At 62.9% G+C, this 17153-nt stretch carries 14 protein-coding genes; 8 read left to right on the plus strand and 6 right to left on the minus strand.

All coding sequences use genetic code 11. The features are described 5' to 3' along the window. The first annotated feature begins 137 nt into the window (after positions 1-137). From pal to ACO06J_RS01355, 8 genes are all read left to right on the plus strand, one after another. Positions 138-620 (plus strand): peptidoglycan-associated lipoprotein Pal, encoded by a 483-nt coding sequence (gene pal, locus ACO06J_RS01320; RefSeq protein ID WP_421758898.1) that lies wholly within the window; start codon positions 138-140, stop codon positions 618-620. A 184-nt stretch (positions 621-804) separates the two neighbouring features. Beyond that, positions 805-1848, plus strand: a complete 1044-nt coding sequence (ybgF, locus tag ACO06J_RS01325; RefSeq protein ID WP_421758899.1) for a tol-pal system protein YbgF — start codon at positions 805-807, stop codon at positions 1846-1848. Next, positions 1833-2873: a tRNA lysidine(34) synthetase TilS gene (gene tilS, locus ACO06J_RS01330; protein WP_421758900.1), complete on the plus strand. Its 1041-nt coding sequence runs from the start codon at positions 1833-1835 to the stop codon at positions 2871-2873. The genes ybgF and tilS overlap by 16 nt, the downstream gene beginning before the upstream one ends. A 139-nt stretch (positions 2874-3012) precedes the next feature. Beyond that, complete coding sequence (gene ftsH, locus ACO06J_RS01335; RefSeq protein ID WP_421758901.1) at positions 3013-4944, plus strand: ATP-dependent zinc metalloprotease FtsH; 1932 nt, start codon at positions 3013-3015, stop codon at positions 4942-4944. A 297-nt stretch (positions 4945-5241) separates the two neighbouring features. Further along, positions 5242-6336, plus strand: a complete 1095-nt coding sequence (locus ACO06J_RS01340) for a hypothetical protein (RefSeq protein ID WP_421758902.1) — start codon at positions 5242-5244, stop codon at positions 6334-6336. Between the two features lie 154 nt (positions 6337-6490). Next, positions 6491-7852, plus strand: a complete 1362-nt coding sequence (glmM, locus tag ACO06J_RS01345) for a phosphoglucosamine mutase (RefSeq protein ID WP_421758903.1) — start codon at positions 6491-6493, stop codon at positions 7850-7852. 202 nt (positions 7853-8054) lie between these two features. Further along, positions 8055-8810, plus strand: coding sequence for a hypothetical protein (locus ACO06J_RS01350; protein ID WP_421758904.1), 756 nt, complete (start codon positions 8055-8057; stop codon positions 8808-8810). Positions 8811-8916: 106 nt separating this feature from the next. Beyond that, positions 8917-9609 carry a pentapeptide repeat-containing protein gene (locus tag ACO06J_RS01355; RefSeq protein ID WP_421758905.1) on the plus strand — a complete coding sequence of 231 codons (693 nt, stop codon included), beginning with the start codon at positions 8917-8919 and terminating at the stop codon, positions 9607-9609. Here ACO06J_RS01355 and ACO06J_RS01360 read toward each other — a convergent pair. The 6 genes from ACO06J_RS01360 to ACO06J_RS01385 all read right to left on the minus strand — a co-directional run bounded on the left by ACO06J_RS01360 (position 9606) and on the right by ACO06J_RS01385 (position 16953). Then, complete coding sequence (locus tag ACO06J_RS01360) at positions 9606-10757, minus strand: winged helix-turn-helix domain-containing protein (RefSeq protein ID WP_421758906.1); 1152 nt, start codon at positions 10755-10757, stop codon at positions 9606-9608. The two genes, ACO06J_RS01355 and ACO06J_RS01360, sit on opposite strands and share 4 nt — an antisense overlap. After that, positions 10745-12799, minus strand: coding sequence for an ATP-dependent helicase (locus tag ACO06J_RS01365; protein WP_421758907.1), 2055 nt, complete (start codon positions 12797-12799; stop codon positions 10745-10747). The genes ACO06J_RS01360 and ACO06J_RS01365 overlap by 13 nt, the downstream gene beginning before the upstream one ends. An 82-nt stretch (positions 12800-12881) precedes the next feature. After that, on the minus strand, positions 12882-13595 hold the full coding sequence (locus tag ACO06J_RS01370) for a TfuA-like protein (protein WP_421758908.1): 714 nt from the start codon (positions 13593-13595) through the stop codon (positions 12882-12884). Further along, on the minus strand, positions 13592-14713 hold the full coding sequence (locus ACO06J_RS01375; RefSeq protein ID WP_421758909.1) for a YcaO-like family protein: 1122 nt from the start codon (positions 14711-14713) through the stop codon (positions 13592-13594). The genes ACO06J_RS01370 and ACO06J_RS01375 overlap by 4 nt, the downstream gene beginning before the upstream one ends. Positions 14714-14776: 63 nt before the next feature. Then, positions 14777-14995 (minus strand): hypothetical protein, encoded by a 219-nt coding sequence (locus tag ACO06J_RS01380; RefSeq protein ID WP_421758910.1) that lies wholly within the window; start codon positions 14993-14995, stop codon positions 14777-14779. A 23-nt stretch (positions 14996-15018) separates the two neighbouring features. Beyond that, on the minus strand, positions 15019-16953 hold the full coding sequence (locus ACO06J_RS01385; RefSeq protein WP_421758911.1) for a BTAD domain-containing putative transcriptional regulator: 1935 nt from the start codon (positions 16951-16953) through the stop codon (positions 15019-15021). Positions 16954-17153 lie beyond the last annotated feature (200 nt).

Consider the following 17153-nt stretch of genomic DNA (forward strand, 5'->3'; position numbering starts at 1 on the left):
AACATCACGAAAAAGCCCGGATTCCGGCCATATTGTGGCCTGAATAGCGAACAATTAACCATGCGCAGGAACCTCGCCTTAAGATAACGGGCGGTAAAAATCGCCCCAGCAATTTCCTTTACTTGGAGAACCTCCGGATGCGTTCTGTAACGCCCCTCATCACCGTTCTGCGCTCCCTTGCAATGGTGGTCCTCGTCGTCGCGGTTGCCGCGTGTGCGCGCAATGGCACTGGCGTGGGCAATCTCGGGCCTGGCGGTGGCGCCCCTGGCAGCCAGCAGGAATTCCTGGTTTCGGTCGGCGACCGCGTGTTCTTCGAGACCGACTCGTCGAACCTCACCCCGACGGCCACCGCGACCCTAGACAAGCAGGCCGCCTGGCTCAACCAGTACAAGAACTACCGCATTATGATCGAAGGCCATGCCGACGAGCGCGGCACCCGCGAGTACAACATTGCGCTCGGCGCCCGCCGCGCTTCGGTGGTCGTGAACTATCTGTCGTCCAAAGGTGTCGATGCCCGTCGCATCACGTCCAAGTCGTTCGGCAAGGAACGTCCCGTGGCCATCTGCAACGATATCTCGTGCTGGTCACAAAACCGCCGCGCTGTGACGGTGGTACAGTAAGGGCGAGCCGGGTTCGGGGCAGGCACCGCAGCGCGGTGCCCGCGTAATCCCCGAACGAGGTTTGTCTGGAGGCATAAGCGCCGGGTTCCATGTATTTGGGCCCGGCGCTTTCTTTTTGTCGAAATCCTCTGCTACAGCCGCTTCATGCAGCATGAAGCTGCGCACAGATCCGAACGGAGCTTTAATGGTGCTTGTTCCCAAACCTCGCGGTCCGGCGCTTCGGCCGGCGCTCCTCGTTGCGGCCGTTGCCAGCACATTGCTGGTCGCCGGCTTTGCACACGCCGGCACCTCCGGCGACCTGATCGCCAACCCGACGCTCGGGTTTGCCAAGGCCGTGCCGCCCGCCGATCTCGGCGATGGCCGCATTCTGGTGGCGCAGAACAAGAGCGAGGCGCAACTGCTGGTCCGCATTCAGGACCTTGAAGAGCAGCTCCGCACCCTCACCGGTCAGGTCGAGGGGCTGCAGTTCCAGCTCACGCAGATGCAGACCATGCTGCAAAAGCAGAACGAAGACAACGAGTTCCGCTTCCAGCAGTTGGAAGGGGGCACCCCCGCAAAAAAACCTCAGGCGGCAGTGCCAACTGACAGCGCGACGCCGTCAGACGCATTGCCGCAGGGCACCGCCCCCGCAGTGGCTGCCGACCAGCCGGCAGCGACCGATGCTGCTCCACTCGCCAGCACCGACCAGCCGATGGATGGCGGGCTCGGCCAGTCGGCCGATCCGCTATTGGGCGGCGGCACCGATCAGCTCGGCACGCTCAGTACCGACGATCAGCTGAGCCTTGATCCGAATCGGCCGCTCGACCTGTCGCTCGATGGCGGCACAATCTCCAATGGTGACGCCGAGGCACAATATGCCGCCGGGTATGATGCCATCACCCGCGGCGACTACGCCTTTGCCGAAGAGCAGTTCCAGCAGTTCATCTCGCTCTATCCCGATGATCCGCAGGCGCCCGATGCCACCAACTGGCTGGGCGAAGCGCTGCTGCAGCGCGGCGCTTTCACCGATGCCGCCGAGGTGCTGGCCAATGGCTACACCAAGTACAAGGAGAGCAAGCGGGCTCCCGATATGATGCTGAAGCTGGGCGTGGCGCTGGCTGGTGCCGACAAGCCCGATGTGGCCTGCCGCACCTTCTTCACGCTCAAGGAGCGTTATCCCGACCTCTCGCCGGCCTTCCAGAAGCGGTTGGCCGAGGAGAACCAGAAGGCGAAATGCCCGGTGTCGTGACCTTCGACACCGACCGGATGTTCGCGCCGCTCCTTGGGCGGCGCGGCATCGGGCTCGCCGTTTCGGGTGGAGCGGACAGCTTGGCACTCATGCTGCTGGTGGCCGAGTGGGCAAGTCACCACCCGACGCCACCGATCTTCGTGTATTCCGTCGACCATGGCCTCCGCCCGGAGGCCGCCGATGAAGCGCGCATGGTGGCGACCGAAGCCACCCGGCTGGGCTTTGCCGCCCGGGCCCTCCGCTGGGATGGGGAAAAACCCGACACTGGTGTGCAGGCGGCGGCGCGTGCAGCGCGCTATCGCCTGATGGCGGCTGCAATGGCGGCCGATGGCGCCGATATTCTGCTCACCGCGCACCATCTCAACGACCAGGCCGAAACCGTGCTGATGCGGCTCGCCCATGGCAGCGGCATCGAAGGGCTGCGCGGCATGGACCGGCTCGGCTTTGCCGAAGGCTGCCTGCTCTTTCGCCCGCTGCTCGACGTCGATCCCGCCGACCTCCGCGCCATCGTCGACCGCGCTGGGCTCATCCCCGCCGATGATCCCAGCAATCGCGATTCCGACTATGAGCGTGTGCGCTGGCGCCAGGAACTGCCGCAACTGGCAGCGCTTGGACTCGACGGCCGGCGGCTCGCGACCTTTGCGCTGCGAATGAACGAACTCGATGACCTCGTGACAATCGATACCGACACCGCCCAGGTGCGCCTGCTGCGTCTCCCCTCAGCGTCGGAAGCCGCGCTCCCGCATGCCGATTTCTCCGCCCTGCCGCGCCCTGTCGCCGTCCGGCTGATCGGCCGAGTGCTCGGCACGATCGGTGGCGATCGCAAGCCGCACGCGCTGGGGGCGCTGGAGACACTTTGTGATCGGCTCGGCCCCGTTGCGGCCCTCAAGCGGACAAGTTTGCATGGTTGCCTCATCGCATCGGATGGCACCACCATCACCATCCGCCGCGAGACCGGGCGTCGCGGGGCTGCGGTGATGCCCGAAGCTACCGAGGCGGTTGGGGATAATGTGACGCGGAATTAACCGCGCAGGCGCATTCTCACTCGACTTTTGGCTCAAATGGCCGCACCTGAACGGGTTCGTGCCTCCCTTGTAAGGCCCCCCCACGAGGCCTACATTCGCCTATCTCACCGGCCTTCCGCCGGTATTCAGGACAGAACTGATGAACGTCAATTTCCGGAACTTCGCCATCTGGCTGGTGATCCTGTTCATGCTGATGGGCCTGTTCCAGGTCTTCCAGTCATCGACACGATCCATTGCCGTCAGCGACAAGAGCTACAGCCAGTTCGTGACTGATGTCGACGCTGGCAGCGTCAGTTCGGTGACCATCACCAACGACGTGGTCACGGGCACCTCGACCAATGGCAGCAAGTTCGAAACGGTGATCCCGCAGGGCGCCGATATCATCAACCGCCTGCAGGATCGCGGCGTGCAGATCACCGCGCGTCAGCCCGAGGGCAACTCGCTCTGGGCGGCGCTGCTGACCTCTTGGCTGCCGTTCATCGTCATTATCGGCGTGTGGTTCTTCTTCATCCGGCAGATGCAGGGTGGCGGACGCGGCGGCGCGATGGGCTTTGGCAAGTCGCGCGCCAAGCTGCTCACCGAGACGCAGGGCAAGATCACCTTCGAGGATGTCGCCGGTGTCGACGAGGCCAAGCAGGACCTCGAAGAAATCGTCGAGTTCCTTCGCGATCCGGGGAAGTTCCAGCGCTTGGGCGGCAAGATTCCGCGCGGCGTGCTGCTGGTCGGCCCTCCGGGTACCGGTAAGACGCTGATCGCGCGCGCCGTTGCCGGCGAAGCGAACGTCCCGTTCTTCACCATTTCCGGGTCGGACTTCGTTGAAATGTTCGTCGGCGTGGGCGCCAGCCGCGTCCGCGACATGTTCGAGCAGGCCAAGAAGAACGCCCCGTGCATCATCTTCATCGACGAAATCGACGCCGTTGGCCGGCACCGTGGTGCGGGCCTCGGTGGCGGCAATGACGAGCGTGAGCAGACCCTCAACCAGCTGCTGGTGGAGATGGACGGCTTTGAGGCGAACGAGGGCATCATCCTGATCGCCGCCACCAACCGTCCCGACGTGCTCGATCCGGCGCTGCTGCGTCCGGGCCGCTTCGATCGTCAGGTCGTGGTGCCCAATCCCGATGTGCAGGGCCGCGAGAAGATCCTCAAGGTGCACGTGCGCAAGGTGCCGCTGGCTCCCGATGTGGACCTCAAGGTGCTGGCTCGTGGCACGCCCGGTTTCTCCGGTGCGGACCTGATGAACCTCGTCAACGAGGGTGCCTTGCTGGCGGCGCGCCGTAACAAGCGCTTTGTCACTATGGCCGAGTTCGAAGATGCAAAGGACAAACTGATGATGGGCGCCGAGCGCCGCACCCTCAGCATGACCGAGGAAGACAAGAAGCTCACCGCCTATCACGAAGCCGGTCACGCCCTGCTCGCGATCAAGATGGAAGCTTCCGATCCGATCCATAAGGCCACCATCATCCCGCGCGGTCGTGCGCTGGGCATGGTGATGCGCCTGCCGGAACGCGATCAGGTGTCGCTCACCCGCCGCAAGGCCTTTGCCGATCTCGCGGTCGCCATGGGTGGCCGCGTCGCCGAGGAAGAGATATTCGGCTACGACAAGGTGACCTCTGGTGCTTCGGCCGACATCAAGATGGCCACCAGCTTGTCGCGAGCCATGGCGACCGAATGGGGCATGTCCGACAAGCTCGGCCCACTGCTCTACGGCGATGCCCAGGAAGAAGTGTTCCTTGGCCGCTCCATGGGGCAGCGCGGCGTCCACATGTCTGACGATACGCAGCAGATCATCGACTCCGAGATCAAGCGCTTCGTTGAAGAGGGCTACCAGACGGCGCAGACGGTGATCCGCGAGAACATCGCTGATCTCCACACGATCGCCCTGGCGCTGCTCGAATACGAGACGCTGACCGGCGACGAAATCCGCGGCCTGATGGACGGCAAGACGCCTTACCGCCCGACCGACGCGGACCTGCCGCCCAAGTCAACGGGCGTGCCGACCGCCGGCAAGTCAGGCAAGAAGCGCCCCGACGCCGAGCCCGACGCTACACCAGAGCCCCAGCCCGGCAGCTGAGGCCAAATTGAACCAATCAAGGGCCGTCCCTCGGGGCGGCCCTTCTTCTTTCCGTACCTGTCGCATCTGTGATCGCCTTTTCCCCTTGCGGGAGAAGGTGCCCGAAGGGCGGATGAGGAGTTCTCTCCGCACACTCTGGATCACGGGGCCAGATCACACCAGACATAAGTTCGTCTCTAGGCGAGTCTCTCCTTTGTCAAATTACCGCAAGCAACGAGTGTTTTCGTAACTGATCGTTGCTATTTTCAGATCATGCGTATTTTAATTTATATATTGCTCGGTGTCATGGTTGCCGGAATGATCGGCATTGTGGCCTTTCCGATGTTGATCATGGCATCGCTTCGTGGTTCCCCGCCGACTTTCCTGTTCTCGTACGACATCGAGATGGTGGCGTCCTTCAAGGTTGAAGGCCAACCCGCCGAGGCCCGCCGTGTGGCCAAGTGCGATGTGATGAAGGGTGGTGAAGGGGTAAGTGGCGCTGGCAACGACTTGTCGGCCGTCTTCGCCCGCGTATCCGAAGGAGACAATGCCTACGTCGTTCTTCCAGATGGATCGGCGATCGTCTTCTTCCTGATGTCACCATGCCTGTGGAAGAAGTCGCCCCCTGGGCCCGGCACGAGCCTTGCCCTCAATGCCGTCGACCGAGGCGGAAGCTACAGAGATTTGCCGAAGGCGGACGGGTCCATGGCGGGCCGTGTGGCTTGGCTCCGCAGCGCCAACAGGCCGGCACCGATCGAGTACTTTGAACTCGACGAGTTTGCCTACGACCTCTCGCCACGCATTGCGGACTTCAGCCTCAGCGTTTCTGCAACTGATGACGCGCCAACCAGTTCGTTGACATCCGATATCCCAATAACCTCGCAACTTGTGCTCAGCGCTTCATATCTTCACTCGTTTGAGAGGGGGCCCAGAGCCACCAATGTTGTGCTGACACCGTGGATTGCAACGGTTGAACAGGTCACTGGCCAGCGGGAAAGCCAGGATTGTCAGACAGCCATCGCTGGCTTTGCCAAACAAGCGGGGTGGGTGCCGATCACATATGGTTTGTGCTTTGGTGTAGCGCCTCGGCGATCCGCTGAACTGATGGTGAGTTCAGACTTTTCGCGCGTAGATATCGACCTGAGGTCCGCTCCGCGAACGGGCGAACTGACTTTCACCGTCGACATGCTAGAGGCGGCCGGCGTTCCGACCAGCTTGAAAGGTGCTGGGGATGCGATGCAAAAGGCGTCGTTCCCCTACTTTCAGTGGGCTTGGAAACTTTGTCTCGAACAGCAGTGCTTCGACATCACGGCGCAGGACGATTTGCATGGGCATTTCCAGTTTTATCACCCGGTAACAGGCCGGGGAGTTTCGTTCTTCCAGGATAGTTCCCCGACCGACTTTACGCAGTAGGGTGACGCTTCCGTTCGGACCCAGCCTCAAGCCTGAACTCACTCAAGCCCCACTGCCGCCCCGATCATCTGATTAACGAAACAGCACCAATCTGTTTCGTATGTTTACCGCTAGGCGCTACAAGTTGCGCAGACGCATTTCGAGGGGACATCGCATGGCACGCAGGTATTTCGGCACTGACGGAATCCGTGGCCTCGCCAATGGCGACAAGCTGACCCCGGAGCTGGCGATGAAGGTCGGCATGGCGGCGGGCCTCAAGTTCGTCAATGGCGACCACCGCAACCGCGTGGTGATCGGCAAGGATACCCGCCGTTCGGGCTATATGATTGAGAATGCGCTCACCGCTGGCTTCACCGCGGTGGGCATGGACGTCTACCTCCTCGGGCCGATGCCGACCCCCGCTGTTGCCATGCTGACGCGTTCGCTGCGGGCGGACCTTGGCGTGATGATCTCCGCCTCGCACAACCCCTATGACGATAACGGCATCAAGCTCTTCCGCGCCGATGGCTACAAGCTCTCTGACGCCGTCGAAGCCGATATCGAGCGGATGATGGATGAGGACCTGTCGAGCCAGTTGTCGAAGGGCAGGGGGATCGGCCGCGCCCACCGCGACGCGGGTCCCGCCGGTGGCGAGGCGTCGCAGACCCGCTACATCGAATATGCCAAGCGCACGCTGCCCAAGGGCATGGACCTCACCGGCCTCCGCGTCGTGGTCGACTGCGCCAACGGCGCGGCCTACAAGGTCGCGCCGATCGCGCTGTGGGAACTGGGCGCAGAGGTCTTTTCCATTGGCGTCGAGCCGGATGGCTTCAACATCAATGATGGTGTGGGTTCCACCGCGCCCGACGCGCTTAGGGCCAAGGTGCGCGAGCACCGCGCAGATATCGGCATCGCGCTCGATGGCGATGCGGACCGGGTGATCATTGTCGACGAGAAGGGCGAAATCGTCGATGGCGACCAGTTCATGGCGGTGATCGCTGAGAGCTGGCACAGCCGTGGCGAACTCAAGGGCGGCGGGCTGGTGGCGACTGTGATGAGCAATCTTGGCCTCGAACGCTACCTTACTGGTATCGGCCTCGGGCTCGAACGCACCCAGGTGGGCGACCGCTACGTGCTCGAAGCCATGCGGGCCAAGGGCTACAATGTCGGCGGTGAGCAGAGCGGCCACATCATCCTCACCGATTTCACCACGACAGGCGACGGCCTGATCGCGGCACTGCAATTGCTCGCGGTGGCCAAGCTGGCCAACAAGCCGATCTCCGAAATCTGCCGCCGCTTCGACAAGGTGCCGCAGCTGTTGCAGTCGGTGCGCTACAAAGACGGCAAGCCACTCGAGCACAAGCTGGTGCTGCAGGTTATCTCAGAGAGCCGGGCGCGGCTCGGCGAGAGCGGGCGCCTCGTGATCCGCGAGTCCGGCACCGAGCCAGTGATCCGCGTCATGGCAGAGAGCGACGACGAGAGCCTTGTTGCTGCGATCGTCAGCGAGATCACAGCGACCATCAAGAAGGTCGCCTGACGCCGGCGGGGCCCGGCCGCGATCGCGTTTCCGCAACAGCTCCAAGTAGACCGCAAGTCGACGTCAACACTTCCTTAAGTGTTGGCGCCTGTCATTTTCATCGGCTGTTAGGGTTAAGCGTTAGGGTTAAGTGCCCTTTAACAAACGGCAGGCATAGTGGCCTCACTCGACTGGTGTCGTGATGGCAACAAGGACCTGTTCAATGCGTAGATTTTTTGCTTCGGCGGCTCTGGGAGCTGCCCTGCTCGCCGGCCCGGCCATGGCGGCCGACATGCCTGAATATCCCGACGTACAAGTTCCCGATGTCGACTACGGCGTTGGCGGCTCGTTCTACCTGCGCGGCAGCGCGGCGCTGAACTGGCACTGGGCTCCGGAAGTCAAACACCCGTGGGACTCGACGGACATCGATGAGATCGTCGACTATGGCTACGGCTATAGCTGGGGCGCTGGCTTCGGTTACGAAACCGGCACCGGCCTCCGCTTCGACGGCACGATCGACTCGGTCGAAACCTCGGGTCTCAAGATCACCAAGACCGGCACGGCTCCGCCGACCGGCGATGCCGGCGATTACACGCTGATGCTGCGCTCCACCGTGGCGCTGGCCAACGTCTACTATGATTTCGGCTTTGATGGCGGCGTCAGCGGCTATTCTGGCGGCGGCGGTGCCTTTGGTTATGTCGGCGCGGGCGCCGGTGTCGCCTGGAACCACGTCGAAACCAATTCCCCGGTCGGCGTACCGATCCCGGTTCCCACCGGCACCAACGTCTCGGGCGCCGCTGCGTTTATGGTCGGTGTCGGCTACGACATGGGCAAGTGGGTCGCCGATGTCGGCTATCGCGGCCTTTACATCAATCAGATCAGCAACGCGCCGACCGACACCTCGACGTCCAGCGCCTTCGAGATCGACAACAATTGGATCAACGAGATCCGCGGCACGGTCCGTTACCGTTTCGACTAAACGAGCCCCACGGCTCTATGCCAGACGACACCAGGTTCAAGGCGACGGCACCCAGAAGGGTGCCGTTTGCTTTTGCGACTCGGCCCGCCGGCGACTAGAAGCGGGCATGACTGAATACATCGCCCAATTCGCCGACCGGTCCCTGGGCCGATCTGACATTGCTCCTCTCAGCGGCAAGGGCGCAGTGCGCCTTGTGGCGTGTGATTTCGAAGAAGCCGATCTCAGCGGGCTCGATCTCACCGGCTGGGTGTTCGAGCGCTGCGGCTTCAAGCAGGCCAACCTCGCCAAGGCGACGCTGGAGCTGAGCAAGTGGAGCCATTGCAAGGGCCCCGGCGCCAGCTTCAAGGGCGCCAATCTCGAAGACGCGGCCTTCGTATCGTCCGATTTCAACAATTCCAGCTTCCGCAGCGCGGTGCTTTCGTCAGCCAAGTTCGACAACTGCAAGCTGACGGGCGGAGATTTCTCTGACGCCAAGACGCTCGATGTGCACTTCGCCAACACGCTGCTGGTGTCGGCCAAGCTCTCCGGCGTTTCCTTCCGCAAACTGAAGCTCGTTGGGCTCGACTTCTCCAGCGCCGATCTGGCCAACTGCGATTTCCGCGACGCGATCTTCGAAAACTCGAGCCTCCGCGAAGCCAATATCGAACAGGCGAAGTTTCAGGATGCCGATCTGCGCGGCGCCGATCTTGGCGGGCTGACGCTGTTGCGTGAGGCGGTGCGTTTCCGTGGCGCAGTGGTCTCGGCGGCGCAGGCTGAGCTGATCCTCAGCGAGGTCGGCCTCAGGGTTCGGGCGCGCTAGCTGGAGAGCTGAAACCGCTCGAAGCGCCCGAGCTCGGCTTCGATCACCGCCTTGTGCAGCCCCGGATCACCCGCACCGACCCAATGCCAAGCCTGGATCAGCAGCTTGCCTGCCGCGCGGTCTGTCTTCAGGTCGAGCGCCGCCACGATCTCGTCGCCCACCAGCACCGGCAGGGTGAAATAGCCGTACCGCCGCTTGGCCTTGGGCACATAGGCCTCGAACACGTGTTCGTAGCCGAAGAACTGGCTGGTCCGCTTCCGCTGGATGATTAGTGGATCGAAGGGCGAGAGGATATGCGCAAGTGGCTCGGTGTCGGTCACCGGTTGCGCCAGCGTCTCTGGCGTTGCCCAGTACGCCGTCGGATCGCCCGCGACCGTCACCGGCACCAACAGTTTCCGGCGCACCCGGCTCTCCACCAGTTGCGTCAGGGGCTCCGAAAATCGCAGTTTGGGATACATCACCGATGCGGCGCTGATCAGCCCATGCGCGCGTAACGAGCGGTCCAGCAGATACTCTGCCGTCTGCCGTTCCGATGCCGGCTTCGGCGCCGCCGCCCAGCCGAAGTGCCGGTGCATCAGTTCGTAGCTCTTCAGCATGCCGTTCCGTTCGGAAATCGTCAGAGCGCCGCTGAAAAACCCAAACTGCAGCACGCGCTTGGACGGCTTCTTGCTAGCCCAGGGATGGTCCTTCTCAACCAGTTCATCGTCCTCGATGTCGCGGATCGAAATCGGTCCCTCCGCCTCGATCTGCTTCAACAGCCGCTTCAGATCACCCAGATTGGCATTGGCGGACCATTTCAGCGGCTCATCACGATGCCGCTTCATGTCGGCAACGTAATAGCGAAGATCGCGCGTCGGGACGAACGCCAGCGCATGCGTCCAGTACTCGAACACCGATTTGTCGGCCGACTGCGCCTGCGTCAGGTCGCTGCGCCGGTAATCCGGGATGCGGGAAAAGAGGATGTGGTGGTGAGCGCGCTCGATGACGTTGATCGTATCGATCTGCACATAACCGAGGTGTTCAACCGCTGCCTGTGTGGCGACCGGTCCCGCACCAAACGGCGCGCGCGTGTCGAGCCGCTGCGCCCTGAGCCAGATGCGCCGCGCCTCGCGCTGGCTGATTTCAACCGGCTTTTTCACTTCTGCCACATGCCCCGCAATTGCGCGCCGATATCGATGCGCGGCGCGCCGGGGCTGAGCGGGCTCAGCGCGGCGGGTTTCACCAGCGGCCAGAAGATATCCTCGAACAGCGGCAGCATGGCCTTGGTGATGAAGCGACTGCGCTGCGCATAAACGTGCTTGTCGCCATACTGGGCCTGCTGGTGCACATAGAACCGCTGCGGCACCATCAGGTGCAATTCGTCCTTGGCCCGGGTCATCGCCACATAGAGCAGCCGCCGCTCTTCTTCGAGTTCATGGGTCGAGCCCGTGCCGAGGTCCGACGGAATAGCGCCGTCGACCACATTGAGCACATGCACGTTCTTCCACTCCTGGCCCTTGGCCGAGTGGATGGTCGAGAGGATCAGATAGTCCTCATCGAGCAGCGGCACGCCCGACTGGTCCGAGGTCGCGTCCGGCGGATCGAGTGTCAGTTCGGTCAAAAAGCGCTCGCGGCTCTGGTAACCCGAGGCGATCTGTTCGAGCTGGTACAGGTCCTCCTTGCGCACCATGGCGTCGTCATAAACCGCGTCCATCAGCGGCTCATACCAGAGCCGCGCGCGCTGCAGTTCTGCCGGCCAGCCAGCAGTTCGCGCGCCGATGTCGCCGACCATTTCAAGCAGCGCCGGCCAGCCTTCCGAGCCGCGCGGCGGCGGTGGGGTGGCGAGCAACACATTCAGCGGCGCATCGCTTTCTGCCATCGCGTCGAGCACCTTACCGGCCGTCCCCGGACCAATCCCTGGCAGCAGCTGCAGCACACGGAACCCAGCCACCCGGTCGCGCGGGTTCTCGAGAAAGCGCAGCACTGCCAAGAGGTCCTTGATGTGTGCGCTATCGAGGAACTTCAGCCCGCCGAACTTCACGAACGGGATGTTGCGGCGCGTGAGTTCGATCTCCAGTTCCGCCGAATGGCTCGAGGTGCGGAACAGTACGGCCTGCTGCTTCAGCGCCGTGCCACCCTCGCGACAGGCGAGAATGCTTTCGACCACATAGCGAGCCTGGTCTGCCTCGTCCTTGATGGCAACGAGCCGCGGCTTTTCTGTCGCCAGCCGCTCGGTCCAGAGGTTCTTGGTGAAACGCTCGCTCGCCTCCGAAATCACCGCGTTGGCCGCCGCGAGGATCGGCTGGGTCGAGCGATAGTTGCGATCGAGCGTCACGATGCGCGCGGGCGGGGTAAAGCTCTGCGGGAACTCGAGAATGTTGCGCACCGTGGCGGCGCGGAACGAGTAGATCGATTGCGCGTCGTCGCCCACCACCGTCAGTCCGGCCCCATTTGGCTTCAGCGCCAACAGGATCGAGGATTGCAGCCGGTTGGTGTCCTGGTACTCGTCGACCAGCACATGGTCGAAGCGGCATCCGAGGTCCGCCGCCACTGCCGTGTCGCGCATCATGGCGGCCCAGTAGAGCAGCAGGTCATCGTAATCGAGCACCTGCTGGCGTTGCTTGGCCTCGACGTAGGCGCCGAACAGCTGCCGCAGCTGGTCGCTCCACATCGCGACCCACGGAAACGCCTGTTTGAGCACCGCATCCAGTTCATCCTGCGCATTGACCACGCGCGAGTAGACCGCAAGGCAGGTGCCCTTGGTCGGAAACCGCTCCTTGGCTTCGGAAAACCCCATCTCGTGGCGGATGATGTTGATGAGGTCGCCCGAGTCCTCACGGTCATGGATCGAAAAGCCAGGGTCGAGCCCGATCTGTTCTGCATGTTCGCGCAACAGTCGCGCGCCGATGCCGTGAAACGTTCCGGCCCAACTCAGCGCATCGGTGATCAGTCCCGCTTTAGGGCCCATCACCTGCGCCAGCAGACGCTCCACCCGCCGCTGCATCTCGCTCGCCGCCCGGCGTGAAAAGGTCATCAGCAGGATACGGCGCGGATCGGCACCATTGACGATCAGGTGCGCCACCCGATGCGCCAGCGTATTGGTCTTGCCCGAACCCGCCCCGGCAATCACCAGCAGCGGGCCATCCTCGTGCACCACAGCCAGCCGCTGCTCAGGGTTCAGCTTGTCGAGATAGCTCGGGGTGTCCAGCACGCGAATCGATCCGGGAACAGTGAGCTGCCAGTGAGCACTATTCCCGTTTTGTTCGCAACGACCGGGTTTTTGACCGGGAGCACTATGCGCCTGCTTGCTGGGTGAGAAAGTGCCGCCACGGATCAGACTCAACAAACCTCCAGCCCGGACGGCTGCCGCGCTCATCGGGCAGGGCGCGAAGCCTGTCGATTACGGCAAGTGCATCTGTTGCCTTCACACTGATCCGTCCCGCGCGATAGGCACGCTCGATGGCGGCGCATCGATCTGGAGGGAGCGCAGTGGCGCCGGTCAGCGCCTCCACCGTGCGAGCGCCGAAGTAGAGCGCGCTGGCCGCCGCAAGCAGAGCCGTGTCTTCTGCCGCTGAAATCACTCCATTGGCTTCCAGCGCCAGCAGCGTCGTCTCGACATCCACCAGCGGTTCACTGAGCGGCATGAAGCCAAGCTCGGCCGGGCAATGGGCAAGGCAAACATCGGAATCCTCTGTCCGCGCGCCACTCAGATAGTCCGCTGCAATCGTGCCGATCGCCTCCATGCCGAAGGCGTGGCATTCAGCGGCCCTCAGCGCCCCGAGCGAGCCCCCGCCGATCACGCGTACGCCCTCTGACAGTGCGAACAGGATCTCCTTGTGCCACACCGACGGCACCGCGCCGAACACCCCGTCGACGAGGCCGATCGCCACCGCCCCCTCGCGCACAGCAGTGTAGACGTCGCCCTGACGCGCCGGTGCCCGAAGCTCGAGCTCGGCACGAACATACTCCTGACCATGGAGCGATGGGCCGGCGAACAGCACCTTCATGCGAACCCCAGCATGGCTGCCGTCGCTCGCGGGCCGGGCCGCCAGTGCTTGTTGGTGAGGCGGTCCTCGAGCCCGGGCACAAAGGCGCGGAGCACATGGATGCCAAACCGCCCGCCACCCAGTGGGACCACGATGATCCGGTTGAGCTGCGCTTTCGCCAGCCCGGCTTTCACGAACTCCAGTTGCGCCAACAGGCTCGTGTTCCGCCCCAATCCCGTTGGGGCAGGGCGGGTCGCTATTGCTCCGGGCGCGGTGAGCAAAGCAACGTCGCGGCTCAGACGCCCGCCATAGTCCGCCTCGGCGATATCGTCTCGGGACCCGGCAATGATACTGATCCGGGTCTGTGCCGCCTCCACGATGGCCCGCCGCGCCGCAATTGCCGGCACCGGGTGGCATCCTGCTCCGGTTGCGGCGTCGAAATGGCGATCGGGGCGTCCGTCCGGGGACAGTACCGCATAGATGCACGGCACGCCGGTATTGGTTGTCTGGTCGTAGATGTTGAGCCTAAACCCTGCGGTTGCAATCCGCCTCACAAGCGCGTCGATCTCGGCGTCCGCGAATGCCTCCGGCGCCACTGCGGTCGCGTGCGCCGCCGCATCGGACTTGAACCCCCAAAGGCACACCGCATCGCGCTCGATCAGTTCACAGAGCGCATGGAGCAGGGCACCGTCACGGCTGGTGCCGGCGGCCAGCCCGTTGGTCGATTGCGAAATGCCGATGAGCTGGCGCGGTGCGCGGCCGAGCACGATCGCTTCGGCAGGAACAAGAACAGGGAACGGGTCGCCTATTGCTTCGCCCTGCAGCCAGTCGAGCGGCATCTCCTCATCCAGCGTCCAAGTGTGCGGCATCAGGTGCGCCACGCTCATCCGGGCATAGCCTGCGAGGCTTGCGGAATTGGCGGTCATGGTCAGCGTCGCCACATCGGGCACTTCCGCCAGCGCATACTCCGCTGCTTCCATCACGGCCGAGATGCGGGCGGACGCCTCATCAATCCCCTTGCCCTGATGGGTCGCTACCGTCGCCGAATTTGGGCGGATCGCCGCGACGCATGGAATGCCCAGCCGGTCGAGCCCGGTCTGTCCGGCGAGCCGGGTGATGCCAAGCGTTTCAAAATGCAAAGACAAGTCCCGCAGCAGCGCCGCGGGACTTCCGGGATCAGACGTCCCGGTCAGCATGAAGGTTTACTTACCCTGGAAATACCAGATCGAGCTGCCGTCTTCGCGCGGATCGGCGGTGATGGCGAGGTCGATGCCATCGCTCACCGCGCCGCCCTCGGCACGCATGGAGTGCAGCTTGTCCGGCATGACGTTGGCGGAATCGATAGGGATCACCGTCATCTGCTGAGTATCGACGACGAGCAGCTGGGAGTCACCCTTTTGTCCAATAATCACATAGCGCATAGATCTTTTCCTTCTGGATTGGGTTACCGGAAACCGGCTTTGATCAAGGCTTCTACATAGAAGTCGACGTCCGCCGGGTCCCTTTGCGGCATGCGCGAGGCCCAGCGGGCGACGTTGAAGTCCGGCTGCAGCTCGAGAGCTCGCAACCGGTAGGTACGCGACAGGTCCATTTGCCCAGCCATGGCGGCGACAGCCGCCATGAGCCGCAGCGCCGGGTCCTGGTTGCGCATCTGTTGCAGCGCGCTCAGTGCTTCTTCCCAGCGCCCGCGGAAGAAGTAAATGCCGCCCAGTGTCCATAGGTATTCGTCCGGAGCGATGGGGTTCAGCCGGATCGCCTCTTCAATCTTTTGCTGCGCGGCGGTGAAGTTGGAATTGTGTGCAAGTGTGTCGGCGTAGTCCGCCAGCACATCGGCGTGGTTGGGGGCCAGTTCTGCCGCCATGCTCATGTGGGCAAGGCTACCATCGAGGTCGCGATCGAACAGTGCCACGCGCCCCAGCTCACGATAGGCGGTGCCGTCATTGGGATCGATCGCAACGGCGCGCTCGGCATGGAGTTTCGCCTTGCTCAGCAAGGTACGATCAGAGCCGGAGCGCAGGACCCATTCGACCACATAGCTGCGGGCCAGCAGGCTTTCGATGCTCGCCTGCTCAGGGTCCATGTCCCGCGCCAGTCGAAGCGATTTGCGGCCGCGACGTATCTTGGGCAGGTCGAACGAGCGCAAATTGTGCCGCCCGTTGAGATAGTGCCCATAGGCATCCGCGTCGCGCATCGTGCGCTCGCTGGCCAACTCGGCCGACTCGATGTTGTCCGCCAGCGAGCGGGCGATGCCGTTGGCGAAGTTCCAATAGACTTCCGGTGCGTCGCTGCTGCGGAACACGAACTTATCAGCCCAGACGATCTCCCGGCCCGCCGAGCGCACCAGGCGGATGGCAATCGAGAGCGCGTCGGAGGCGAAATCCGGGGCGACCCGGCTTTCCACAGCATAGTCGATCTGATGTGCACGTACCTCATCGAGCGCTGAAAAAGGATCGAGCTGCCAGGCGGTGTGAGGAGCGATGACCGAGAGCGACTTGAGCCGGGTCAGCCCGATGGTCACGTCCTCGATCAGTGCCGGCGCCAGGTGGCGGGGCAGGCGGCCCTGCTTGAGGTCCTGCAGAGGCGGCAGCAGCACCACCCGCGGAACGAACGCCGGCCGCGCCCGCTCGAGGATCTGGTTGCTGGGCAGGGCGTAGATTTTAGCACTAGGCCGCTCGACCGGGTGCCGAATCAGCGAAGTGGTCTCTTCGGAGGGCTCCGCACCCACTTCGCGGATGAGGCGGTTTCGGAAGCTGTTGAAAACCGATTTTGCGGCGGTATCGTTATCGTTCCGCAAATGCAGCGTCATCAATGCCCGGCAAACCTCTTCGCTGAGGGGCAATTGGGTGCTCATTTTCGTCAGCACCGCGATGCCGCCAGTGCCCCCGATACGCAGCGCGGCCTCGACGCCCTGGCTGGCGAAAGCTTCCTCGATATGCACCCGCTCGGTGCGCAGCCACTGGGTGAATTCAGGCCCCAGATCGCTCGCCCCGCCCAGTAGCTCGCCATTGTAGAGGCCAACCAGCCGCTCCAGTTCAGCCGCGTCGCTGGCAGTACGAATGCGGCCGATCTCTCGCAAATCCAATGAGATAGTGCGGTTGAGTTCGATCTTTGAAGAGTCGGCGTCAAACAATTCGAAGCCATATTGGGCTTCGAGACCCCGTGTGTGCAGCAAGGTCTGCCGCAGGTTGGTCATAGCCTGCTCCGGGGTACTTGCCTCCCAGACTTTCTCGGCTACTGCGGAGCGGCGGGCGCGTTCGCGAAACTCGAGATACAGGACCGCAGCAAGTGCATAGGCCTTCTGCCGCAATTCAACAGCAGTGCCGTCTGCAAGTCGCAGCACAGGTGTGCCCAGCAGCTGCAGTGTGATCGTCTCACGCACGATAGTTGGTCCCATGCCACTTTTTGCCCTACTTCACGTGACCTAACTTCCCTTGACGAAGTAAAGACCAAAGTGTAACCAGATAACGATGAGATAACGCGTTTAAATAACAGACAGAAAAGACCCTCACAAGGCTAAGCTATCGGCCACCGCGTGGTGACTGGTCAGGTGTATAACGCGTATATTCGTGCGCTTGTCCC

This window comes from Devosia sp. (genome assembly GCF_965229025.1).
In the GTDB taxonomy this organism is placed as follows: Bacteria; Pseudomonadota; Alphaproteobacteria; order Rhizobiales; family Devosiaceae; genus Devosia_A.

Excerpts from the sequence above, each read along its gene's own strand:
- ybgF (WP_421758899.1), top strand. The coding sequence starts at position 805 with ATGGTGCTTGTTCCCAAACCTCGCGGTCCGGCGCTTCGGCCGGCGCTC.
- ACO06J_RS01380 (WP_421758910.1), bottom strand. The coding sequence starts at position 14,995 with ATGCGCTATGTGATTATTGGACAAAAGGGTGACTCCCAGCTGCTCGTC.
- ACO06J_RS01370 (WP_421758908.1), bottom strand. The coding sequence starts at position 13,595 with ATGAAGGTGCTGTTCGCCGGCCCATCGCTCCATGGTCAGGAGTATGTT.
- pal (WP_421758898.1), top strand. The coding sequence starts at position 138 with ATGCGTTCTGTAACGCCCCTCATCACCGTTCTGCGCTCCCTTGCAATG.
- ACO06J_RS01355 (WP_421758905.1), top strand. The coding sequence starts at position 8,917 with ATGACTGAATACATCGCCCAATTCGCCGACCGGTCCCTGGGCCGATCT.
- glmM (WP_421758903.1), top strand. The coding sequence starts at position 6,491 with ATGGCACGCAGGTATTTCGGCACTGACGGAATCCGTGGCCTCGCCAAT.
- tilS (WP_421758900.1), top strand. The coding sequence starts at position 1,833 with ATGCCCGGTGTCGTGACCTTCGACACCGACCGGATGTTCGCGCCGCTC.
- ACO06J_RS01340 (WP_421758902.1), top strand. The coding sequence starts at position 5,242 with ATGATCGGCATTGTGGCCTTTCCGATGTTGATCATGGCATCGCTTCGT.
- ACO06J_RS01350 (WP_421758904.1), top strand. The coding sequence starts at position 8,055 with ATGCGTAGATTTTTTGCTTCGGCGGCTCTGGGAGCTGCCCTGCTCGCC.
- ftsH (WP_421758901.1), top strand. The coding sequence starts at position 3,013 with ATGAACGTCAATTTCCGGAACTTCGCCATCTGGCTGGTGATCCTGTTC.